This is a genomic window from Pauljensenia sp. UMB0895 (assembly GCF_030218905.1).
Taxonomy (GTDB): Bacteria; Actinomycetota; Actinomycetes; order Actinomycetales; family Actinomycetaceae; genus Pauljensenia; species Pauljensenia turicensis_A.
Genome location: NZ_JASOQR010000014.1, coordinates 57957 through 81130, shown reverse-complemented (window position 1 = coordinate 81130; position 23174 = coordinate 57957). Strand labels below are relative to the sequence as shown.

The following is a 23174-nucleotide window of genomic DNA, read 5'->3' as shown; positions in this document are numbered from 1 at the left end:
CTACTCTTTTTCCTCGAGAATCGTAGCAAAGACGTGAATCTGATCCGCCATTTCATCTTCTTGCACGTGATCGATTCTGTATTTCAGGCCACGGTGGAGAATGATTTCGCGCTCAGCTGCACCGTATTGACCAATCCGCATCGGATTGACCGCCCGAGTTCCTTGGGGAACGCTGAAATGAATCTGCACCGGCTTGTAGTCGTAAACGGCTTTCGGCCCGACTGATGTCGATGTGTATTGGTGCTGCGTCTGAATAGAGCCCTCAAGCTTCTTCTAGCCTCGGCAGGAAGAACTTATACCAATACGGTTGTTCTTCCCGCAGGATCTGAATCTGCTCTGGAGTGAACTTTTGCGGGTAGTCCGTCCACAGGTTCAATACTGTTTTCTTATCGAACGTGACATACAGGGGGCCTATCTCAAAAGATCCATCTTCAGAGATGCGCTCTACGGTCCACATATGAGGATCATCGACTTCGGGGTCGTCGATGACAAACTCATCATTTAACAGCACCTAACAACCTCTTTCGTTGCGCTGTTTCCATAGTGTTAAGGTAGCCCATCAATTCAGCGTAGCCATCACTGCTAGCAAGTGTGGTGATTTCCGCGATTGTCGAGTCAGCCTCGTACCTAAAACCTCGGAAACTATGTGACATTTTACAGGCGAAACGCTCTCGCAGTTCTGTTTTTGTGAGCTCATGCCAACTGTTTTCGTCTGGATAGGGGCTTTGTAGCTCCAAATATTCGTATCTGCTCCCTGTATTTCTGATTACAGCAGTATGCCTACCAGTTACCAGGATGTACTTTTTCCCGGTTTCTGTACGATCAAGTAGCTTCCCAACAGCCTTGAGATCATTGAATTGCCGTTCTGAATAGGATTCGACTCCAGTACTCGTCAGGATTTTACGGATCCTGATGCCATAAACTGACCGCACTCCTCAAAGAGGCAGGCTTCACTTCACGCCAAGGCAAAGGTGACCACGAAATATGGTCAAACGGGTCTTTCATCGTTTCCATCACCCAAACCCGCGAAATCTCCCCAGGTCTGACCCGCAAAGCGCTCAAAACAATCGAAGCAAGCAAAAGGAACACAAAATGAACACGATAACCATCACCGCCCGCCGCTGGAGTGGTGGCTGGGAACTGTGGAACGGGGACGACATCTGGACACAAGTGCGCACTCTTCCCAAAGCCCGCCAGCAAGTAATCGACTACCTCGACACGATGGAAGAAAACGTCGATCACTCCACCTGGAACATCACTATCGTCCCTGAGATAGAGCAATCCGCCAAGTAAAACAATCCATCGAAGCATCTAAAACAGCTGAAGAATCCGCCAAAGTAGCCTCCGTAGCGTCCCGAAAAGCAATACGAGCACTCAAAGACGCCAACTATTCTCTGGCAGATATTAGTTACATTATGGGCTTGTCTCGCTCTCGCGTCTGCCAACTCCTAACATCCGCCCCTCGCAAGTCCGTATCCGGCCTGCTGCCGGCCAGCAGGGTGGGCAGGTAACCCCAACGCGACTACCTGCCCGCCGTTGTCTTGGTGGCGTTAAAAGGGCGGGGTGGCGAGGTGGCGAGGTAGCGGGGGTGAGGTTTCGCTTCTTTGGCCAGATAAAGTTTGCCCTCAGCGCTGCGAGATTGTCCCTCTTCGGTGCTTTGCCTCTTTTATGTGCGTTTCGCTCAGCAAAGTATCTGACAGAGTGTCATAATAATTGTGTATATGGCATTCGTTCGTTGATCCACGTCAAAGGTCATTGAAGTATGAGCGCAGTAAACCAGAATTCTGAAGTAGCACCCACGCGCCGTGACTGGATGGCTCTAGCAGTTCTCTCCATCGGTCTGGGGCTCATTGTCCTTGACGGCACAATCGTCGGAGTTGCTCTCCCTGTCATTATTGGGGACTTGCAGCTGAATATCACCGACGCGCAATGGGTAAACAGTCTCTATGCAGTCCTGCTCGCAGCGCTTCTGCTTTCGACGGGCAACTTGGCTGATAGGTGGGGGCGTAAAAAAGTATTCCTGATCGGTATCGTCGTGTTCGTAGCGGGGAGTCTTGTAGCTGCCCAATCCGAAACCGCGGGGGTTCTGATCTCGTCGCGCGCGATCCAAGCATTGGGGGCGGCTTTCATCATGCCCTCGACGCTTTCAACGGTAAACGCGGTATTCCGTGGTCGATATAGGGCGGCGGCATTCGGTGTCTGGGGTGCCGTTATTTCCGGCGCTGCCGCAGTTGGGCCACTTGCGGGTGGAGCGCTGACTCAGTGGGCCTCGTGGCCGTGGATCTTCCTGGTCAACCTTCCGATTGGCGCGCTGGTATTCGTCGCCGCGCTGTTTACCGTGCCGAATACTCGGGGGAAGAGTGGGCGTCCCGGCATCGATGTTGATGGAGCCATGCTCAGCGCGATTGGCTTCGGAGCTCTTGTCTTCGCCGTTATCGAGGGCCCTGACCTTGGGTGGTGGACTCCGAAGGGTGAATTCAGCATCTTTGGGTGGGATTGGCCGACAACTGCTGCGCTTTCTCCCGTCCCCGTTGCCTTGGGAGTCGCAGTGATTGCGCTGGCTCTCTTCGTGATGTGGGAACGCCATCGTGAGAAGGTTCAGCGCACAGCTCTTCTTCGCCTGGACCTCTTCCTTCTGCCGACCTTTGCGTGGGGGAACGTGACTGCCGGAATGGTTGCAGTGGGAGAATTCGCGATCATTTTTGTTCTTCCCCTGTATCTCATCAACGCACTTGGCTTGGACATCATGGGCGCGGGGCTCGTCCTTGCGGCGATGGCAGTTGGTGCGTTCTTGTCGGGTGCGTCTGCGCGACATCTTGCGGCGAGGTTCGGCGCTCCGGCGACAGTATTGATCGGACTGGCTCTGGAAGTGGTAGGCATTCTGGTTCTCGCACTTCTTGTGAGCCCGACGACCCCGGGATGGGGGATTGGCCTGCCTCTGACCGTCTATGGTCTTGGACTCGGTCTTGCATCAGCGCAGTTGACGGGCACGGTACTTCGGGATATTCCTGTTCAATTCTCCGGTCAAGGATCGGCGACACAGAGTACGGTCAGGCAGATTGGTTCGGCTTTGGGAACTGCTGTTGCGGGGGCCATGCTCTCCGTTTCGCTCTCGATGGCTCTTCCTCAAGCGCTTGAAGACGCCGGACTGACAGGGGAGGCATTCGATTCCATTGCCGAGGCAACGCGCTCGTCCGCCGGCGTCATGATCGCGCAACTGCGAGCTCAAGGCGATCACAGCGCCCTTGGTGATCAAACTGCTCTCACCGTGGAAGCACTGACGAGGGGCTTTAGCGATGCCACAAGCTGGGCGCTCCTAGCCGCGAGCCTCTTCCTTGTCCTCGGCCTCGTCGGTGTACTACGCATACGCCGTGCGTCCATGATTTCTTCTGGCGATTAAGTAGGGCGAGGCAGACGGATTGAGTGGATCTCCTTCTGGGAAATGGCGCGCCCAGCGGATACTCCTCGCGATAATTTCTGTATGCCTGAGATGAAGACCCCAGATCTTTCACTGGCGAAAGCTGCAGTGTCGGGGTTATGTATGTGAGAGCCTAGGGATCCTCGAGTTTGCGCACGACTGCCGAATGACTGGTCTGTGGATCACTCCTTGGAAACTTCGAAGGTGGAGTCGCCCTCGATTAGTGGAGTTGCGCGCATTTAAGCCATAAACCTGGTCTCGATAGGGACATTGACGCGGGTCTGTCGTAAACTAGGCGAGTTGTCATGCGCCCGAATTGGGTGCTCCCGCAAATTTGAAACGTTTTGGAGTGCACGCACGTGAAGAGCACCGTTGAGACTCTCGAACCCACCAAGGTTCGCCTGACCGTTGAGGTTCCCTACGAGGAACTGTCCGATGAGATGAACAAGGCTTACAAGGATATCTCCCAGCAGGTCTCCATCCCCGGTTTCCGTAAGGGCCACGTGCCACCTCGCATCATCGACCAGCGTTTCGGTCGCGCAGCCGTCATCGAACAGGTCGTCAACGAGGTCCTGCCGGGTCACTACTCGGATGCAGTCGCAGAGCATTCGCTCCGCCCGATGCAACAGCCACAGGTCGAGGTCACCGAGATCCCGAACACCACCGGCGAACAGGGGGGGCAGCTGATCTTCACCGCTGAGGTCCCGGTTGTGCCGGACTTCGAGCTCCCCGAATTCGACGAGAAGACCGTTGTCACCGTCGACACCACCGAGGTCACCGACGAAGACGTCCAGAAGGAACTCGACGAGCTCCGCTCTCGCTTCGCAACTCTGAAGACCATCAACCGCAAGGCCAAGACCGGCGATTACGCAACCATCGACATGGTTGCCACCATCAACGGTGAAGAGGTCGACTCGGTCGCAGACGTGTCCTACGAAATCGGCTCGGGCAACATGCTCAATGGTCAGGACAAGGCTCTGCGTGGCACCAAGGCAGGCGACGAGGTTTCCTTCACGTCCACCCTCAAGGGCGGCGACCACGAAGGTGAAGAAGCAGACATCACCATCACCGTGAAGTCCATGAAGGCGCGCGAACTGCCGAAGGCGGACGACGACTTCGCTCAGATGGTTTCTGAATTCGACACCATCGACGAGCTCATGGAAGACCTGCGCACGCAGGCCGGCCAGTCAAAGACCTCGCAGCAGGCGCTACAGGCCCGCGACAACCTGATCACCGACCTCCTCGAACAGGTTGAGATTCTTCTTCCTGAAGAGGTCATCGAGCACGAGGTTTCGCGCCGCGTCTCCGAAGATGCCAAGCCGAAAGAAAAGAAGGAAGCGCGCGCGGCCGTCGAGCGCGAACTGCGTTCTGAACTCCTCTCCGAGGCAATCGCGAAGAAGTTCGATGTTCAGGTTTCCCAGCAGGAACTCATCGACTACGCGATCCAGATGTCGCAGAACCTCGGCATCGACATCAACCAGCTGTTCTCCTCCTCGCAGCAGATGGCAGCAGTTGTCGCAGACCTCGGACGTTCCAAGGCTATGATCGAGGCTCTGCGTCAGGTCACCGTCAAGGACACCGAAGGCACGGTCGTTGACCTCTCTGAGTTCTTCGGCGACGTTGCAAAGGAAGAAGCAGAAGCTGAAGAGGCAGAAGAAACCACTGAAGCCTGATTCAAGCATGCGCTAGCAACACGCGAGTGAATGTGGCCGGTACTTTCGGGTACCGGCCACATTGCATGTGGGAGGCCTCATACTGCTATGAGCACTGCGCCTACAGCGAACAGAGGGGGATTGGCTGAGCCTTGTCCGCGTGAAACCGATAGGTTATACCCAGTGGGATCTGAAAGCGGATCTATTCGACCAAGGAGAATCCTCGTGAGCGACCAGGCTGTAATGGCAGGCGGCGGCGTGCAATCGCCGATGGGTCTGTCCGACTCCGTGTACCAGCGACTTCTTGCAGAACGCATCATTTGGCTGAACGGCGAGGTCCGTGATGAAAACGCCAACGCGATCTGCGCCCAGATGCTTCTGCTTGCCGCCGAAGATCCGGACCGCGACATCTACCTGTACATCAACAGCCCGGGTGGGTCGGTGACCGCAGGCATGGCAATTTACGACACTATGCAGTACGTCAAGCCTGATGTTGTCACTGTCGCAATGGGCTTGGCTGCTTCGATGGGTCAGTTCCTGCTGACCGCAGGCGCGCCGGGCAAGCGCTTCATCACCCCGCATACTCGCGTCCTGCTCCACCAGCCTCTTGGTGGTGCCGGTGGTAGCGCCACTGAGATTCGTATTAACGCGGACCTGATTCTGAAGATGAAGAAGGAACTCGCCGAGATCACCGCTGAGCGTACCGGCAAGTCCGTTGAGCAGATCGAACTGGACGCGGACCGTGACAATTGGTTCTCGGCGTACGAGGCCCTGGAATACGGCTTCGTTGACAAGGTCATCGTGAACCCGCAGGAAATTAGCACGCTCGGCCAGGATGGAGAAAACTGATGAGCACCACCCCGTACTTTGAAGGTATCGCCCGTCAGATGCCACAGGCTCGCTATGTTCTGCCGAATTTCGAAGAGCGCACCGCTTACGGTTTTAAGCGCCAGGACCCCTACGCCAAGCTGTTCGAGGATCGCATTGTGTTCCTCGGCGTGCAGGTTGATGACGCGTCTGCTGATGACGTGATGGCGCAGCTTCTGGTTCTGGAAAGCCAGGATCCAGATTCGCTGATCACCATGTACATCAACAGCCCCGGTGGTTCCTTCACCGCGCTGACCGCAATCTACGACACGATGCAGTACATTAAGCCACAGATCCAGACCGTGTGCCTTGGTCAGGCCGCATCGGCTGCAGCCGTTCTGCTGGCGGCCGGTTCACCGGGCAAGCGCCTGGCACTGCCGAATGCTCGTGTTCTGATCCACCAGCCGGCCATGGAAGGCATGCAGGGGCAGGCATCCGATATCCAGATCGTTGCTGACGAGATCGACCGTATGCGCGCGTGGCTGGAAGATACGCTCGCGCATCACTCGGGCACCCCGGTTGAGCAGGTCCGCCGTGACATCGAGCGCGACAAGATCCTGACCGCTCCCCAGGCGAAAGAATACGGCCTGATCGACCAGGTTCTTCAGTCCCGCAAGAGCTAAAACGCTGGCGCTCACTAGCGTGAAGGTGGCTACGCTGTGGGGAGAAAATGGCGCGCCGAATGGCGGACTTACCTGTCCTCACATAGGCTGAAGACACGCTGAACGGAAGCGTTTGCACGCCAATCCTAGGTGGCAACCAACATATCTACGTGTGACGTCCCGGTGGCGCGCGGTAGTGATGAATTTTGATCGATGGAGGGCTAACGTGGCTCGACTGACCGACGGAGCTGAACTGCTCAAGTGCTCGTTCTGTGGAAAGAGTCAGAAGCAGGTGCGCAAGCTCATCGGCGGTTCCGGTGTCTACATCTGTGACGAGTGCATAGACCTCTGCAACGAAATCATCGCTGAGGAATTGGGCAAGGCTCCCGAAGAAACCTCGGAGCTGCCCCTGCCGAAGCCAATTGAAATCAACGACTTCCTGAATTCGTGGGTGATCGGCCAGGGTCGTGCGAAGCGTGCGCTGTCTGTCGCGGTCTACAACCACTACAAGCGTGTGAAGTCGCGTGACGCTGGGCATGCTGAAGATATGCAGGGGACCAAGTCGAACATTCTGTTGCTTGGCCCCACGGGTACGGGCAAGACTCACTTGGCGCGTTCGCTGGCGCGTATGCTTGACGTTCCTTTCGCGATCGTTGACGCGACTGCGCTGACGGAAGCCGGCTACGTTGGTGAGGACGTCGAGAATATTCTTCTTCGTCTGATCCAGACCGCGGATGGTGACATTAAAAAGGCTGAACGGGGCATCATCTACGTCGACGAAATCGACAAGATTGGCCGTAAAGGAGAGAACGCCTCGATCACACGCGATGTTTCCGGCGAAGGTGTCCAGCAGGCTCTGCTGAAGATTATTGAAGGCACGGTTGCTTCGGTGCCGCCGCAGGGCGGACGCAAGCACCCGAACCAGCAGTTCCTTGAGATTGACACGTCGGGCATCCTGTTCATCGCAGCGGGGGCTTTCGCAGGTATTGAAGAGATCGTGAAGGCTCGTTTGGGTCAGCGTTCCACCGGTTTTGGCTCAGACCTGAAGTCTGCTGCTGAAATGGGTGACCTGTACAAAGAGATCACCCCTGAAGATCTGCACAAGTTCGGCATGATTCCAGAATTCATTGGTCGTCTGCCGATCCTGACATCCACGCAGGAACTGACCGAAGAAGACCTCGTCCGCGTCCTGACCGAGCCGACGAACTCCCTAGTTCGCCAGTACCAGCATCTTTTCGAGCTTGACGGCATTGATCTGGAGTTCACGCACGAGGCGTTGCTCGAGGTCGCGGCCTTGGCGAACGAGCGTAAGACCGGTGCCCGTGGCCTGTCGTCGATCATGGAGAACACACTGTCTGACCTGATGTTTGAGCTGCCCAGCCGTGACGACGTGGGGCGCGTTGTGATTACGCGCGAGTACGTTCTTGGTGAAGGTGAGCCTGAGCTCTACGCCGAGCGCGCTCATCAGATTCGCACCGCCTGAACCGGATGGGAAAACCAGTGGCAGAAGAAACGCAGATCAGCGCCCACACGTCCGGGGAGGCCCTGATCGGAACAGGCATCCCTGCCGAGCTGGCTGACGCGCGTGGAACCATCGACAACATCGATGCTGCGCTCGTCCATATTCTTGCTGAGCGTTTCCGCTGTACCCAGCGAGTCGGACACATCAAAGCTCTCCATGATCTTCCGCCGGCTGACCCGGCACGTGAAGCACGACAGGTTGCGCGTCTGCGATCGCTCGCCGAAGAATCCGGCCTCGACCCTGACTTTGCTGAAAAGTTCCTTGCCTTCATGGTGAAGGAAGTTATTCGCCACCACGAAGACATCAAGGCCGAGTACGACGAGGGGAGCACCCACTCAATACCGAAGCATGGCATTGTTGGGAGATGATGGGCACCCGGTAGGTTGCCTTGAGTGAGGCCAAGCACGTAGAGATCCTGTCCATCCTCAAGAAAAACACGGCTCACTCCGAGGGGGCGAAGACTGACCGTATAAGCACCCGACGAGGAGGAGAATCTGTTGAGAGACGGTGGATGTGCGAGCGTCCCCCGTCTCGTTTTGCCCTCTCAGGATTGTCTGATGAAATTCTGCGCAGGCTCCCCGATAGTTTTCAGGCAGCTTTCAGGGTTGTGGACTGTAATCTATTCAGGCAGTGAGAACCATTGCCGATAAGCAGTCCTCAAGGAGTTTTTTGATGAAGAATCGCACGCAGATGCGCGCTCTTGCCGTCGTCGCCGTCACCCTGGCTACGGTCCTCAGCGCATGCGGATCGACCGGCTCGTCCACCTCGTCCGCGTCCAGCACCAAGAGCCAGAGCGGAACGGCCACCAACGCGGCCAGCAACGACCCGAATCTGCTGTTTGCTCAGTGCATGCGTGACAAGGGCTTCGACGTGCCTGACACGGGCCTGACGCCCGATCAGCTCAACGATCACTCCACCGCCTTCGACTCTGCCCTCAACGAGTGCATGATGAAGGTCTCCGGCTTGACCGGCGAGGACAACATTGCGAACGACCCCGCAGCGCGCGAGTCAATGGTCAAGGCAGCGCAGTGCCTGCGTGAGGCCGGATATGACGTCAAGGACCCGCAGGCGGGCGAAGGCATCAGCGTCAAGGACATCCCCGAGGATGTGCTCAACAAGTGCTTCCAACAGTCAGGGGCCGCCAAGTGAAGCGTTCGCAAACCCTGCGCCCCGCGGCACTCGCGATCCTGGCGATCGGCGCGCTGACCCTGTCCGCCTGCTCGGGCACCAACACAGACGCCCAAGCCCCCCAGTCCTTTGACGGTGCGACGGAGACCATTACGAAGGGAGACCTGGCGGGGGAGACCACCGTCCAGGGAAACCTCCACTACGCCGACTCCTACACCCTCAAGAGTGCTTTCGAAGGCGTTGTCACCTCCCTGCCCACGCCCGGCACGACCCTCACCCAGGGATCGCACGTGTATACGGTCGGTGGCGACAACACGTATCTGCTCCACGGCTCTACCCCCGCCTGGCGCACGTTTGAGGCAGGCATGGACAACGGCGAGGATGTCACCCAGCTGGAGACCGCGCTGTCCGAGCTCGGCTATTTCGAGGCTACCCCCGATGCCCACTTCGACTGGAACACGACCGTGGCGATCCAGAGGTGGCAAAAGGCCCTCAACCTGCCCCAAACCGGCTCACTGCCGCTGGGCACCGTCCTCTTTGCACCTGAGGACCTGCGTATTGGTGCCCTGAAGGCCCGTGTCGGCGACAACGCGACGATGGAGACGGAACTGTTCACGGCCTCTTCCTCGCGTCAAGTCATCTCCGCGAACCTGAAGCTCTCCGACCAGGCTCTCGGCGTCGTCGGAAACTCAGTGACCGTGCGCCTGCCCGGCTCCACCACCACGACGACCGGAACGATTACCTCGGTCGAACCCCCGCGCGAAAAAGCCAGCGAGGAGGGATCCGAGGAGACGACCAAGGAACGAATTATTCCGATCACCGTCACCCCCGATGACACCTCCGCCCTCGAAGGGCTCCAGGAGGCCTCGGTCTCCCTGGGCCTGACCTCCGAGACTCGTACGGACGTGCTGTCCGTGCCCCTCAGCGCGCTCGTGGCCCTGAGTGCCGACCAGTTCGGCGTCGAGGTCGTGGATGAGTCGGGCAAGATTCGTCGGGTCCCTGTCACCGTCGGCCTGTTCGCGGGAGACCGCGTCGAAGTGAGCGGCGACGAGATCGCCGAAGGCCAGCGCGTGGTGGTGCCCAACCGATGAGCCACATCCTGCAACTGACCGACGTGCACCGGTCCTTCGGCAGCCCGCCCGTGCATGCCTGTAACGGAGTATCCCTGGCCGTCGACGAGGGAGAGTTCGTCGCCATCGTCGGGCCGTCCGGCTCCGGAAAATCCACTCTGCTCAACCTCATCGGAACGCTCGACCGCCCCACCTCGGGTAGCGTGTGCATTAACGGCACAGACGTGTCCTCCCTGCGTGACACGGAGCTGTCGGGAGTGCGATCGTCGCTGATCGGTTTCGTGTTCCAGCAGTTCCACCTGACGGCCGGCGTCTGCGCCCTTGACAACGTCGCAGATGGACTGCTCTATCGGGGCGTGCCCCGTGCCAAGCGTCGCGAGGCCGCGCGTGAGGCTCTGACCCGCGTGGGCCTCGGACACCGCATGGACCACAAGCCCCACCAGATGTCGGGCGGTGAACGCCAGCGCGTCGCGATCGCTCGTGCCATCATCGGGCACCCGGCCCTGCTGCTGGCCGACGAGCCCACCGGCAACCTCGACTCGCGCTCGGGCGCGTCCATCGTCACCCTCCTGCGCGAGCTCAACGAGGCCGGCACCACCATCATCGTGATCACCCACGACAACGACCTGGCGGCCTCGCTGCCCAGGCAGATCGCCATCCGCGATGGCGAGATCGTCTCCGACTCCGCACACCCGGGAGGTGACCATGGAGAGTGAGAAGAATTCAGGAACCGGTCGCTCCGCCCTGCGCTTCTCGGACGTCGCGCGCCTGGGCCTGACGGGCCTACGCGCTCGCCCTATGCGCGCCGTCCTTTCGGCCCTGGGCATCGCGATCGGCATCGCGGCCATGGTCGGCGTCGTCGGCGTCTCCGCATCCTCGCAGGCCCGCCTGCAAGAGCAGCTGCGGGCGCTGGGTACCAACATGCTGACGGCGCGCAGCGGCGCTGACCTGTCGGGGACGGACCTCATCCTGCCCGAGGACGCCGTGGGCCGCACTCTCATGATCCCGGGCGTCACCGACGCGGCTTCGACGTCGACGCTGAGTGGCGTCTCCGTGTACCGCTCGCGCCTGTCCGACCCGAACGCGACCGGCGGCATCATCACGATGGCGGCTGACACGAACCTCCTGAATGTCGTATCCGGGACCATGAAGAAGGGCACGTGGCTCAACGATGCCACCGCGAAGTATCCGGGCGTCGTCCTGGGCTCGAAAGCCGCGCAGCTGCTCGGCGTCGTCGAGCCAGGCACCCAGGTGTGGCTGGGTGGCATGTCGTTCACCGTCTTGGGCATTATGGATCCAGCACCCCTGGCCGAGGAACTTGATAACGCCGCCCTCATCGGCGTTGCCGCCGCGGACACGTACTTCGGCGCGGGCAAGACCCCCACGACGATCTATGAGCGCTCCTCCGAGGACCAGGTGGAGAACGTCCGCGAGCTCCTCGGACCCACGCTCGCCCCGCAGGGCGCCACCGGCCTCAAGGTCTCACGTCCTTCCGACGCACTGGCCGCCCAAAACGCGGCCGACCAGACGCTCACGACCCTGCTCGCCGGCGTTGGTTCGATCGCCCTGCTCGTCGGTGGCATCGGCGTGGCCAACACGATGATCATTTCCGTCCTGGAACGTCGCAAGGAGATTGGCCTGCGCCGCTCGCTCGGCGCCAAGCGGGGACACGTCACTGTGCAGTTCCTGGCCGAAGCCCTGTTGCTGTCCTTCCTCGGAGGACTCGCCGGATGCCTCATCGGCGCCGGTGTCACCTGGGGCATGTGTTACGCGTACGGCTGGCCGCCCACTCTGCACTGGTGGGTGATCGCCGCAGGCCTCGGCTCCACTCTCCTCATCGGCGCCGTCGCCGGGCTCTACCCCGCGATCCGAGCGGCCCGCACGCCACCCACAGCGGCGCTCGCCTCGCAGTAGGTTGCCCACATAAGAAAGCCGTGGCCGGCTCGCCAACCCCGACATCAAGAAGGGGAGCGAGCCGGCCACGGCTTTGTTCATGAGCAGGTCAGTTCTGCACGGGACCGCCGTAGATCTCGTCGATGACGGAGGCAAGGCGGTGCGTGGCCTTCAGGCGCTTGACCTTGAGCGAGGGTGTGAGCAGGCCGTTTGCCTCCGTGAAGTCGGTCGTGAGGACCTTGATCTTGCGGATCGACTCGGCGCGCGAGACGTGCTTATTCGCCGAGGCCACCGCCTTCTCTAGGGAGGCCAGGACCTCGACGTTCGTGGCTGCCTCCGCCACGCTCATCGGGGGCAGCGAGTGGGTGGCGAGCCAATCGGGCAGCATCTCCGCGTCCAGCGTGATGAGCGCGGCGATGAACGGTCTCTGGTCGCCCACGACCAGGACCTGGGAGATGAGCGGGTGGGAGCGCATCGGGTTTTCGAGGACAGCCGGGGCGACGTTCTTGCCACCCGCCGTCACGATGATCTCTTTCGCGCGGCCCGTGATGGACACGTAGCCGTCGCGGTCCAGGGACCCCAGGTCGCCCGTGCGGAACCAGCCGTCTTCGGTGAAGCAGGCGGTCGTTGCCTCGGGGTCGTTGTGGTAGTGCTGGAAGATGCTTGGGCCCTTGAGTAGGATCTCGCCCTCGTCGCTGATCTTGAAGGACATGGGCGGCAGAGCCGGGCCCACGGTGCCGATCTTGGACAGGTGGGGCGTGTTGACAGAGACCGGGCCGACCGTCTCTGTCAGGCCGTAGCCCTCTAGAACGGGGATACCGACGCCACGATAGAAGTGGGCGAGCCAAGTGGCCAGGGGCGCGCCGCCCGAGACGATGTAGTCTGCGTTGCCACCCACCAGGCGGATGATCTGCTGGTAGACGAGCTTATCCGCCAGCGCGTGCTGGGCCTTGAGGGAGGCGCTGGGGCCTTCCTCGGTGTCGAGGGCACGCGAGTAGGCGATCGCGATCTTGGCGGCCCAGCGGAAGATCTTGCGCTTGGGGCCGGAAGCCTTCGTGTCCGCCGAGTTGTAGATCTTTTCTAGGACGCGCGGGACGACGAGGAGATAGGTCGGCTTGAAAGATGCCAGGTCGTTCAGCAGGTTCTTGATGTTAGAGGCGTGGCCAAGCACGCCGTTGCCACTGATCTGGAAGACCTGCAGGAAGCGCGCGAACACGTGGGCCAGCGGTAGGAAGAGGAGCAGGCGCGAGTCCTTGCCGGCGGCAATCTCCGGCATCCACGAGTGGGCGTTCAGGCATAGGTTCGTGAAGTTCTCATGGGACAGGACTGTGCCCTTGGGCGTGCCCGTCGTGCCCGATGTGTAGACGATGGTTGCGATGTCGTCCTTGGTGAGGGCCTCCGAGCGGGCGAGGACGCGCTCGCGCGGGGTGGCCGAGCCCTCCGCGATGAGGGTCTCGATGGCCTCGGAGTCTAGGGAGAGCACGTGGGTGCTGTCCCGGTTTTCTCGCTCTGCTGCCGCGCGCACGATCTCTGCCATGGACACGGTTTCGGTGATGATGAGGTTGACGTCCGCGTCGACGAGGACGTGGGCGACCTGGTCGATGGAGCTGGTCTCGTAGATGGGCACGGGGACGAGGCCGGCCGCCCAGCACGCGAAGTCGAGGAGCGTCCACTCGTAGCGGGTGTGGCTCATAATCGCGACGCGGTCGCCGGGTTCGAGGCCCCGCGCGATGAGGCCAGCGGCGAGCGCGTGCACTTCATCGTAGAAGTCGCGCGCCGTGATGGAACGCCACGTGTCGCCGATACCGATTTTGCGCAGGATGAGGGGGCGGGTGGCACTGCGCTGCACGCGCTCTTTCAGCAGGTGGGGGATCGTCGTGTGATCGTCGATGCGCACCAGGACGGGGGCGTGCCACTCGAGGGCTTTGGTGGTCGTCTGCGCCTGCGTCGTCGTGTCGTCGTTGGACGAGGCCGGGGTTTCTTCGGCGGTCATGTCTGCTCCCTGGTCGCTGGGCGGTGTGTGCTGCGGGACGGGGCCAGCGGCGCTCCTACTGTTTCCCCCTATCCTACGCGCCCGTAGAATGGGGGAGAGGGAGCGTCGAAGTTCTCTGAACTGTCGCCGAGCCTTGCGGGACAGGATCAGGCGAGAGCATCGCTCGTTCATTTCAATCCCAGTTCAGCGCGAATGATATACGTGCTGTGGTGAGCGAACATCGGCTGGTTCCACGCGATGCGCAGCTCCAGTTCCGGGTAGGTGTGAACACCCCAGTCCGCCACCTCTACCATCCGAGCGCGGTTGTCGGAGTGTGGGATGGTCGCCAGGAACCCATTGAGCCTCTTGATTGCTATGGCTTCACCCTAGGTCGTAAACGTGCAGATCAGTGCTGTTGAGACCTGTGTCTTTCGGACATTAGCCCCGTCTTTCAATACTGGGTAAAACGAGGGGCCTCCGTGGTTTCCCACGGAGGCCCCAGCAGCCTAACGCTCAGCCCTTGCGTTTGGCAGGAGCCTCGCCCAGCTTGAAGGACTCGACGACGGCCTCGGTGGCCTCAGCGTCATCGGAGGCGGTCACGGTCAGGGCATCCACGGCCTTTGACGCGGCCTCCAGGTCACCCTTCACGGACTTCAGAGCCTCGACCTGAGCCTGCGGGGCGCGCACCGTCACCGCTAGGAACGGCGTACGCGGCGACACCTTCGCTTCAGACTTCACGCGACGCAGCGCGATCAGAGCAGAGGACGCGGCTTCGAGCACTGAGGGATTGCCCTCGACGCCAGCCAGGTCAGCTACGACCGGCCACGGAGCGGTGTGCACGCTGCCCTCGCGGTACCAGCTCCACACCTCTTCCGTCACGTACGGCAGGTAGGGGGCGAGCAGACGCACGACGTTGTCGATAACGATCGCCAGAGCCGCACGGGCGGATGCGGCCGAGGCCTCGTCCCACGCGCTATCACGGTTGTAGGCGCGCTCCTTGACCAGCTCCAGGTAGTCGTCGCAGAACGTCCAGAAGAACGACTCCGTGACCTCGAGCGCGCGAGAGTGCTCGTAGGACGCCAGAGCAGCCGAGGCCTCGTCGATGACGGAGGCCAGCGTCGCCAGAACCGAACGATCCAGCGGCACCGTCACCTGCGCCGGATCCAGATCGATCGCCGCGCCCTCACCACCCATGGTCAGAGCAAATTTCGAAGCGTTCAGAACCTTGATTGCCAGACGACGACCGATCTTCATCTGCGCTTCGTCGAAGATTGCATCCAAGCCCAGTCGAGCGGACGTTGCCCAGTAGCGAACCGCATCCGAACCGTACTTTTCAAGCAGCCCCATCGGGGTGACCACGTTGCCCTTGGACTTCGACATCTTCTTATGATCAGGATCAAGGATCCAGCCCGAGATACCAGCGTGCTTCCACGGAAGTTCTCCGAACTCGAGGTTTGCGCGAACAACGGTCGAGAACAGCCAGGTACGAATGATGTCCTGACCCTGAGGGCGCAGATCCATCGGGTACGTACGGCTGAACAGATCCTCGTCCTCGAGCCAACCACATGCCAGCTGCGGGGACAGGGACGACGTTGCCCACGTGTCCATGATGTCCAGTTCTCCCACGAAACCGCCGGCAACGCCACGCTGGGCTTCGGTGTATCCAGTCGGAACATCAGACGAAGGATCGACGGGCAGTTCATCTTCGGCCGGCGTAATGATCTGGTTGTAATCGACCTCGCCGGCCTCGTTCACCTTGTACCACAGCGGGAACGGAACACCGAAGAAACGCTGGCGGGAAACCAACCAGTCATTGTTCAGGCCAGTCACCCAGTTTTCGTAGCGTACACGCATGAAGTCGGGGTGGAATGCCAGCTCGCGACCGCGAGCAACCAGCTCTTCGTTCAGATCCTTACCCGACGCCGGGTTCGTCCACGGCTTGCCACCGTTACGGATGTACCACTGGCGCGAGGTCACGATTTCGAGTGGCTTATCGCCCTTCTCGAAGAAGTTCGTCTGACGCATCGTCTTCGTCGGCTCACCGCGCATCTCGCCGGACTCGGCGAGCATCGCAACCAGGGTCTCGCGTGCGGAGAACGTCGTCTTACCGGCGATCGCCTCGAATGCTGCGATACCTTCAGCGGACGTGATCCACTTGGGCGTTTCAGCGATGATACGGCCGTCCTTACGTAGGATCGCGCGCAGAGGAAGGTCGAGGTCACGCCACCAGTCGATATCCGTGGTGTCACCGAAGGTACAGCACATGGCGATACCAGCGCCCTTATCCATCTCGGCCTGCGGATGAGGAAGAACAGGAACCTCAACACCGAAGACGGGGGAGGCAACGGTCGTTCCGAACAACGGCTTGTAACGCTCATCATCCGGGTGAGCAACAAGGGCAACACACGCGCCGAGCAACTCTGGACGAGTTGTCTCGATGCAGACATCCACGCCGTTCTCCACGGGAGCACCGGCAGCGACAGCCTTCGCGGCAGCATCAGCATCTGTGAGGTGGAACGCCAGACGGTGGTAGAAACCCGGGTACTCACGCGACTCAAGCTCAGCCTGAGCAACAGCGGTCTGGAATGTAATGTCCCAAAGACCGGGAGCTTCGCTCTGGTAGGCCTCACCGCGAGCCAAGTTGCGGAGGAATGCAGCCTGAGCGACCTTGCGGGCGCGCTTACCGATCGTCTGGTAATGCTGCTTCCAATCCACGGACAGACCAAGGTAGCGCCACAGCGCCTCGAACTGAGCCTCATCTTCAACCGTCAGACGTTCGCAGAGCTCAACGAAATTCTTACGCGAAATCGGCTTCTGATCACGAGCCTTGATCGACTTACCTTCGCCACCCTCATGTGGGGGAACAAAGTCAGGATCGTAGGGGAGCGTCGGATCAACGCGAACACCAAAGTAGTTCTGCACGCGACGCTCAGTCGGCAGACCGTTGTCATCCCAACCCATCGGGTAGAAAACGGACTTACCCATCATGCGCTGGTAACGCGCAATAACGTCAGTGTGGGTGTACGAGAACACGTGTCCAACGTGAAGAGAACCCGAAACCGTGGGTGGCGGAGTGTCAATCGAGTACACCTGCTCGCGCGTTGCCGTACGATCGAAATCGTAGGTACCTGCGTTCTCCCAGCTCTCACCCCACTTGTGTTCCAAACCTTCAGCGCCAACACGGTCAGGAACCGTCGGTGCTACAACAGAAGTCGGGGTCGAAAGACGGCCACCCATATCAATATTCTCCATCCGAGTCGTGGACATGTACCCCACTAGAGTAGTGGGGTTTCAAGGGGAAAACCAAACGTGCGCATCGGGTATTCGCGACCTTTGCCCCCTGGCGATCAATCAACGAGGCCCGGGGAGGAACCTCGTCAATGAAACACAATAAAGGCTGGCTACGAAGTCTCCTTCGTAGCCAGTCACGCGAGTGTGAAATCCGCAATCAGAGGACAACAGCATTCATTGTGAGATGGGGTTTTCTTGGTCGGGTTCGCGCAACTGGGAGCGATGACGCGCCGGATAGACAAAGATCAGGAAGACACTTCCTGATCGCGTGCAATAGCAGCGTCGACAGCTGTCACAAGTGCGGGGGACAGACCGGCGTTTTCAGCGGCCAGCAGACCGGCAATCGTGGTGCCATTGGGCGAGCAGACCGAATCAATAAGCTGGGCAGCATTCACACCGCGTTCTTGGCTTGCAAGAAGCAGGTCCGCTGAGCCAGCAACAGCCTGGGCGGCAATCAAGGTGGCAGAAGACTTCGTCAGCCCATGTTTCACGCCGGCTCGGGCAAGCGTCTCAATAATCTGGAAAACCCACGCGGGCGAGCAACTTGCCAACGCCATGAACGCAGGGAATTCTTTCTCGCTGATTCGCACGGTACGCCCGACAGCGCCGAGCAGGCGTTCGGTTGCTCCAAGCTGAGCCTCGGTTGCATCCTGAGAGCAGATTGCGCTCATTGACTGGCCAACCTGTGCGTTGACATTCGGCATCACGCGGATCAAGGGAACCGCTGCGCCGAAATCGTGGAGCATCGAATCAAGGGTGCGACCGGCAGCCAAAGAAACAACGGCCATATCTGGACGCTCGCGAACGATATGAGCGATCTGTTCGATCACTTCAGACTGAATATGAGGTTTCACCCCAAGGACAAGCAGGTCAACCTGATGAGCGAGCGACCCATTGGATGAAGCAACCTGCCCACCAACTTCGCGGGCAAGCGCCGGAGCATGGACACCATTCGCGTCAGTGAAAAGGAAATCAGCTCCGTTCATTCCGGCCGCAACCGCACCACGTGCAATTGCGGCGACCATTGAACCGGCTCCAATAAATCCGATGCGCATGTCGATTCCTCTTTCAGGCTCTGCTTGATGAAGAAGCATCCCGCAGTGGATGAAGCGAGATGCTCGCCACTGCTGTGTTCCTTACACCCTTAGCCTACTTGGGATAGGCCGTAGTGTGCGCGCCTGTCTGATTTGGAGTCCTTCTCAAAAGTCAGCGCTTGCCGGTCCCATGACCCAAGCGGTGCCCACATGGACGTCGGCGCAACCGGAGTTGGGCGACCTGATTCATTGAGAACCGTGACACATGCTTGTCCGGTACCACGATGCGTCAGAACCTCGTTCAACGCCAAAGGCGTTTCGGGGAATGTCTGAACTCGACGTTCTACCTTTCATCCTCAAGGGGGACGAGGCCGGGTGGCGTGACTCAAGCCAACCTGTTGATAGCCGGATGAGTTATCCACAGTTTTCTTATTGCGTAGGTGCGCGAGGAGGTGTTGCTTCTTAGTGTGTGCGCATGAATGTCACGAATCGTCTGAATGTCGCTCGTCTGACCGAGGCAGTGTTTGAGCCTGAAGATGAGGATCCGCTCGATGAGCCGCGTCCCGAGTGGAAGGTGCGTCTGCTCCCGTCGGTTCAATCGATGGTGCTACTGGGAGTCGTTGTTCTTCTTGTTGCGGGGATCGGTGTGTGGAAAACAACCACGGCATCGTCGGCGAAACAGATGAATGACAGTGAAGACTACGCCAGCACTGAGTCTGGGCAGTCGATTCGGGTAGCGTCATCCGCCAGCCAACCCACGTCGCTTCCGGCACCTCAACAGAACAGAGAACAGGTCACCGTTTATGTGACGGGAGCGGTCAATTCCCCGTCCCTATTGACCCTAGAAATGGGCAAACGGGTCGCTGACGCACTCGAAGAAGCGGGCGGAGTGGCAGAAGATGCCGATGTTGAACAAGTAAATCTAGCGCGCCCACTAGTGGACGGGGAACATATTGTGATTCCTCGGGTGGGCGAGGTCGCACACACCCCTTCTGATTCCTCGTCACCGACCGCATCAACAACTGGGAGCTCATGTATTGACCTGAATACGGCCGATGTTGGTGCTCTCGAGCAGTTAGATGGCGTTGGTCCGGCACTTGCCCGGCGAATCAAAGAGTTCCGAGACCAATCCGGTCCGTTCCAATCGGTGGATGACGTTGATGCGGTGCCGGGGATAGGACCAGCACTACTAGAGAAGATCCGTTCTCGGGCGTGTCAATGAAACCGCCACCGGCAATGCATGATTGGCGTCTTGCCCCCGTGGCGGTGGCAGTCTGGTGCGGTGCCCTCTTCGGAACGAAAACGGACAGCAACACGGCCATAGCTGCTGTTGCTGGTGCTACAAGCCTGGGGTGCGTGTGGATGCTGGCATCGTTGAATGCGGTTCATCCACGCCAAGGGCGTCACACCCTGATCCCATTTGGTTCCCTGCGAGCCCTGCTAGCACTGGTCTGTTTTGCCACTGTTGTGGCCGTGTGTGTGGGGGCGGTCGCTCACAACAGTGCACGGCGCACCGAGGTCTTTCAAGCGGCTCAAACCGGATCGCTGATCACGATACGTGGCGAGCTAGAAGATGATCCATCTGAAGTCTCAGGGAAGTTCTCGTCAGATTCGCAGATCGTTTCCCTTCGCGTGACAGGCGCGGGCACACAAGGGATGCGACCAACTCGCCCTATTAAAGTGCGACTAACAGGAAGCCACTGGCCCACTCTCTATCGTGGGGACACAGTTGAAACCAGGGGAGTGATCGACACTGAGTTCAGCGCGCATCTTCCTTGGGCAGGAATCATTCACACCTCGAAACTGAAATGTGTTGCTAGGCCACAAGGGTGGCGAGCTACGGTGCGAAGAATTCGCACCGGCCTCGTCGATCTGGTTGCTGACTTGGAACCTCAAGCGCAAGCTTTGGTTCCGGGAATGGCAATCGGTAATGACTCTGCAATGACGAAAGAACTGAAGGAAGCTTTTCGCCGGACCTCACTATTGCATTTAACTGCAGTCTCCGGCTCGCACTTGGCGATCATCATGGGAGTTGCCGCCCTCGTCCTACGAGGCCGCACACGTTTTCGTCTGTTCGGAATCGTAGTAGTTCTGACCATTGTGGTTGCAATAGTTGGGGCAACGCCTGCAGTAATGCGAGCGGTACTCACCTCGGCGTTGGGGATTGGGGCAGAGGCTAGCGGTAGGGGAAAACAGGGGGTGACGACGTTAAGCGCAGTCACCATCGGATCAATCCTGTTCAACCCGTGGGTCGCAAGTAACTTCGGTTTTTCACTCTCCGTAGCGGCGACCTTTGGAATGGTTGTGATCGCTCGGCACATCCTCGATTATCGGCGCAGAAAAATCCGTTCGGACACACTCATCGGCAAAACAATTGGCGTCGCGATTGACTACTTGGCAATCCCAGTCAGTTGCTATGCGATGACTTTCCCCATCCTGCTTCTTGCCAACCCACGCGTCCCGGTATACGGCATACCTGCGAATGTTATGGCCTCGGTAGCGGTTGCGCCGGCGACATTGCTGGCGATCGCGGCAACATGCCTGCTTGGAGTCTCTCCTTGGCTCGCTCACGCGTGCGCGCAAGGATCAGCGTTCTTCACGCGGTGGATTACGAACGTTGCTTTCTTCTTTGCACACCTTCCAGGGGCTAGTCATCAGCTTTCGTCGCGTGACGTGATCGTCGCTAGCATTGTGAGCGCGGCACTGGTGCTCTACTGGAAGCGTGCGCTCGTCATCCCCCTACTACGTCGAGTGCAAACGCATGTGTACATGGAACGTGTCAGACTTATAGGGCGTGCGAAGAAAGAGAGGTAATCAATGGCTAGTCGGGGAAGTAAACCGCCAGCTCCGGTTGCTATTGAACTGGCTCCTATTGTCTTGATTAAGGGCAAAGAAGGGCTGCTGATCGATCGCGCTCTTGATTCTCTGCGCTCGCAGGCGCGTTCTGTAGATCCAAACCTTGAACGCACAGACCTGAACGCTGCCACCTATCAGACGGGTCAACTGGACATGATTACCTCGCCGTCACTGTTTGGTGAAAGCCGACTGGTGATCATTCGTGACCTTGAAACGATGAGCGACGCTCTTGCCAACGACCTCTTGACCTATATTGCGGCCCCTGCCTTCGATGTGTGGCTTCTTCTGGTTCACCCCGGCGGAAACGCGAAGGGAAAAAAGGTCACCGACGCTATCGCAAAAGCTAAATTCCCCGTTATCTCAGCAGAAATCATTAAATCTGACCGGGATAAGCTTGAGCTGATCCGCTCTGATGTTCGCCGTGCTCACCGTCAGATGGATCGTGATGCGATGCAAGCGATCGTTGACGCGCTTGGCTCCGACCTGCGCGAAATGGCGGCCGCAGTTGCCCAGCTTCTCTCTGATTGCGACGGCACAATCACGCTAGAGGACGTGCATCGTTATCACGCGGGACGCATTGAAGCAAGCAGATTCGAAGTAGCCGATGCAGCCATCGCTGGTGAAACAGCGCGAGCCCTCACCCTTGTACGGCACGCGTTCGCTACGGGTGTTGAACCTCAACAGCTTGTCGCTGCCCTGGCAATCAAGATCCGACAGATGGTGAAAGTATCTGCCTCATCAAGCGGACGCGGAGTCAACGTGGGAATGCAACAGTGGCAGGTGGATATCGTGCGTAGCCAGTTGCGGGGGTGGAACGATCGTTCGCTCGCAGATGCTATCCAAGCGCTTGGACGTGCAGACAGTGAAACAAAAGGCTTGTCCCGAGACCCGCGCTACGCAGTTGAAAAGGCCATTACGACGATCTGTCGGTTGCGTCGAAGGCGTTAAACGCTCAAGTTCGCGGGGCGAACGGGTTACCCAACACGTCCGTCCGTTGCCTGATGAACACGCCGTACACAAACACTTTGGGGTCGCATCTCACGTGGATGCGACCCCAAAGGTGAAGAATGAGCGATCAGCCGAGCGAAGAAACTCGCTTTGCAAGCTTGGACTTGCGGTTAGCGGCCTGGTTCTTGTGGATAACGCCCTTGGAAACGGCTTTATCCAGCTTGCGGGAAGCAGTCTTGAGGGACTCGATTGCGAGCTCTTTGTCTCCTGCTTCAACAGCTTCGCGGGTCTTGCGAACGAGCGTCTTGAGCTCGGACTTCACAGACTGGTTACGAAGACGACGCTTCTCGTTGGTGCGGATCCGCTTGATCTGAGACTTAATATTCGCCACAGTCGGAAAACTCCTTGCTTGAAGTGATTACAGGGTCGGTGAGGGCTGTGTCAGAACCGGGACTGGGACGTGGGGACATCCGCAAACGGCTCGGACCAGACCCCCTGCCCGACCAGGCCGGGAGTCCGACTAACAACGTTACCAGCGCGATACGTCGAACGCTATTTTCTTAGCGGAAAGTGGGCGTGAATGCGCTCACTAAACGCGCTTATGGGTGCTTCTTGAGCGCTTGAAGCATCATTTCCCACGTGTCGCGAGGCACAGTGGCGCCCTCACGCCTGATAGCGCTGGGGCTCACGACAAGAGCTCGGTCCAAGCGAACCTCGGATGGGCGACCTGATGTGTCCCATGCGCCCGATCCGATATCCAGCCAGTACCTGCCGTTAGGTGCTTCCTGTGCCGCGTGATGGCGGGCGCGAAGTTATCCACACAGTGCACACCCCCTGAGTTATCCACAATTTGCCACTGGGAAGATGGCGCACTTTTCATCGAAGGCAGATAGTGGGTGCACCAGTGACCAATGCGTACAA

At 59.1% G+C, this 23174-nt stretch carries 21 protein-coding genes and 2 pseudogenes; 15 read left to right on the top strand and 8 right to left on the bottom strand.

Annotation, left to right across the window (positions count from 1 at the left end; genetic code table 11):
• Positions 1–255, bottom strand: a complete 255-nt coding sequence (locus QP503_RS07700) for an ADP-ribosyltransferase (protein ID WP_285069676.1) — start codon at positions 253–255, stop codon at positions 1–3.
• Positions 256–262: 7 nt separating this feature from the next.
• On the bottom strand, positions 263–511 hold the full coding sequence (locus tag QP503_RS07695; RefSeq protein ID WP_285069661.1) for a DUF7675 family protein: 249 nt from the start codon (positions 509–511) through the stop codon (positions 263–265).
• Between the two features lie 411 nt (positions 512–922).
• On the opposite strand from QP503_RS07695, the gene QP503_RS08915 reads away from it, so the two are divergent.
• From QP503_RS08915 to QP503_RS07635, 12 genes are all read left to right on the top strand, one after another.
• A complete protein-coding gene (locus tag QP503_RS08915; protein WP_502929452.1) occupies positions 923–1096 on the top strand; it encodes a type II toxin-antitoxin system HicA family toxin in 174 nt (57 codons plus the stop codon).
• Positions 1093–1293: a hypothetical protein gene (locus QP503_RS07690; protein WP_103631961.1), complete on the top strand. Its 201-nt coding sequence runs from the start codon at positions 1093–1095 to the stop codon at positions 1291–1293. Before QP503_RS08915 ends, QP503_RS07690 begins: the two co-directional genes overlap by 4 nt.
• Positions 1294–1762: 469 nt before the next feature.
• Positions 1763–3400: an MFS transporter gene (locus QP503_RS07680; RefSeq protein WP_285101492.1), complete on the top strand. Its 1638-nt coding sequence runs from the start codon at positions 1763–1765 to the stop codon at positions 3398–3400.
• 377 nt (positions 3401–3777) lie between these two features.
• On the top strand, positions 3778–5091 hold the full coding sequence (tig, locus tag QP503_RS07675) for a trigger factor (protein WP_006681306.1): 1314 nt from the start codon (positions 3778–3780) through the stop codon (positions 5089–5091).
• A gap of 222 nt (positions 5092–5313) precedes the next feature.
• On the top strand, positions 5314–5919 hold the full coding sequence (locus tag QP503_RS07670; protein WP_040318567.1) for an ATP-dependent Clp protease proteolytic subunit: 606 nt from the start codon (positions 5314–5316) through the stop codon (positions 5917–5919).
• A complete protein-coding gene (locus QP503_RS07665; RefSeq protein WP_103631959.1) occupies positions 5919–6560 on the top strand; it encodes an ATP-dependent Clp protease proteolytic subunit in 642 nt (213 codons plus the stop codon). Before QP503_RS07670 ends, QP503_RS07665 begins: the two co-directional genes overlap by 1 nt.
• 205 nt (positions 6561–6765) lie before the next feature.
• Positions 6766–8022 (top strand): ATP-dependent Clp protease ATP-binding subunit ClpX, encoded by a 1257-nt coding sequence (gene clpX / locus QP503_RS07660; protein ID WP_285101490.1) that lies wholly within the window; start codon positions 6766–6768, stop codon positions 8020–8022.
• 17 nt (positions 8023–8039) lie between these two features.
• The gene (locus tag QP503_RS07655) at positions 8040–8429 is read left to right on the top strand and encodes a chorismate mutase (RefSeq protein WP_103631958.1); all 390 of its coding nucleotides are present in this window, start codon (positions 8040–8042) and stop codon (positions 8427–8429) included.
• Positions 8430–8733: 304 nt separating this feature from the next.
• On the top strand, positions 8734–9210 hold the full coding sequence (locus tag QP503_RS07650) for a hypothetical protein (protein ID WP_103631957.1): 477 nt from the start codon (positions 8734–8736) through the stop codon (positions 9208–9210).
• A complete protein-coding gene (locus tag QP503_RS07645) occupies positions 9207–10280 on the top strand; it encodes a peptidoglycan-binding protein (RefSeq protein WP_181002091.1) in 1074 nt (357 codons plus the stop codon). The genes QP503_RS07650 and QP503_RS07645 overlap by 4 nt, the downstream gene beginning before the upstream one ends.
• Positions 10277–10975: an ABC transporter ATP-binding protein gene (locus tag QP503_RS07640; RefSeq protein WP_285084360.1), complete on the top strand. Its 699-nt coding sequence runs from the start codon at positions 10277–10279 to the stop codon at positions 10973–10975. Before QP503_RS07645 ends, QP503_RS07640 begins: the two co-directional genes overlap by 4 nt.
• The gene (locus QP503_RS07635; protein ID WP_285084361.1) at positions 10965–12173 is read left to right on the top strand and encodes an ABC transporter permease; all 1209 of its coding nucleotides are present in this window, start codon (positions 10965–10967) and stop codon (positions 12171–12173) included. Before QP503_RS07640 ends, QP503_RS07635 begins: the two co-directional genes overlap by 11 nt.
• Positions 12174–12261: 88 nt before the next feature.
• On the opposite strand, the gene QP503_RS07630 is transcribed toward QP503_RS07635, so the two are convergent.
• From QP503_RS07630 to QP503_RS07615, 4 genes and pseudogenes are all read right to left on the bottom strand, one after another.
• Positions 12262–14145: an AMP-dependent synthetase/ligase gene (locus tag QP503_RS07630; protein WP_285084362.1), complete on the bottom strand. Its 1884-nt coding sequence runs from the start codon at positions 14143–14145 to the stop codon at positions 12262–12264.
• A 492-nt stretch (positions 14146–14637) separates the two neighbouring features.
• Positions 14638–17361: a valine--tRNA ligase gene (gene valS, locus QP503_RS07625; RefSeq protein WP_219585228.1), complete on the bottom strand. Its 2724-nt coding sequence runs from the start codon at positions 17359–17361 to the stop codon at positions 14638–14640.
• Between the two features lie 299 nt (positions 17362–17660).
• Complete coding sequence (proC, locus tag QP503_RS07620; protein WP_285068051.1) at positions 17661–18470, bottom strand: pyrroline-5-carboxylate reductase; 810 nt, start codon at positions 18468–18470, stop codon at positions 17661–17663.
• A gap of 153 nt (positions 18471–18623) precedes the next feature.
• A pseudogene (locus tag QP503_RS07615) lies at positions 18624–18787 on the bottom strand (helicase HerA-like domain-containing protein); the annotation flags it as partial.
• A 137-nt stretch (positions 18788–18924) separates the two neighbouring features.
• On the opposite strand from QP503_RS07615, the gene QP503_RS07610 reads away from it, so the two are divergent.
• Genes QP503_RS07610 through holA form a run of 3 tightly spaced genes read left to right on the top strand, consistent with a single transcriptional unit; the run spans position 18925 to position 22253 of the window.
• On the top strand, positions 18925–19671 hold the full coding sequence (locus QP503_RS07610; protein WP_219585226.1) for a helix-hairpin-helix domain-containing protein: 747 nt from the start codon (positions 18925–18927) through the stop codon (positions 19669–19671).
• The gene (locus QP503_RS07605; RefSeq protein WP_285084363.1) at positions 19668–21263 is read left to right on the top strand and encodes a ComEC/Rec2 family competence protein; all 1596 of its coding nucleotides are present in this window, start codon (positions 19668–19670) and stop codon (positions 21261–21263) included. The genes QP503_RS07610 and QP503_RS07605 overlap by 4 nt, the downstream gene beginning before the upstream one ends.
• Positions 21264–21266: 3 nt before the next feature.
• Entirely contained in the window at positions 21267–22253 is a 987-nt protein-coding gene (gene holA, locus QP503_RS07600; protein WP_006681292.1) for a DNA polymerase III subunit delta, read from the top strand.
• A 127-nt stretch (positions 22254–22380) separates the two neighbouring features.
• Here the strand turns inward: holA and rpsT are convergent, their stop codons facing one another.
• Both rpsT and QP503_RS07590 read right to left on the bottom strand, forming a co-directional pair.
• Positions 22381–22644, bottom strand: coding sequence for a 30S ribosomal protein S20 (rpsT, locus tag QP503_RS07595; protein ID WP_006681291.1), 264 nt, complete (start codon positions 22642–22644; stop codon positions 22381–22383).
• 208 nt (positions 22645–22852) lie between these two features.
• Positions 22853–23047, bottom strand: a pseudogene (locus QP503_RS07590) (type II toxin-antitoxin system PemK/MazF family toxin); the annotation flags it as partial.
• Positions 23048–23174: the final 127 nt, after the last annotated feature.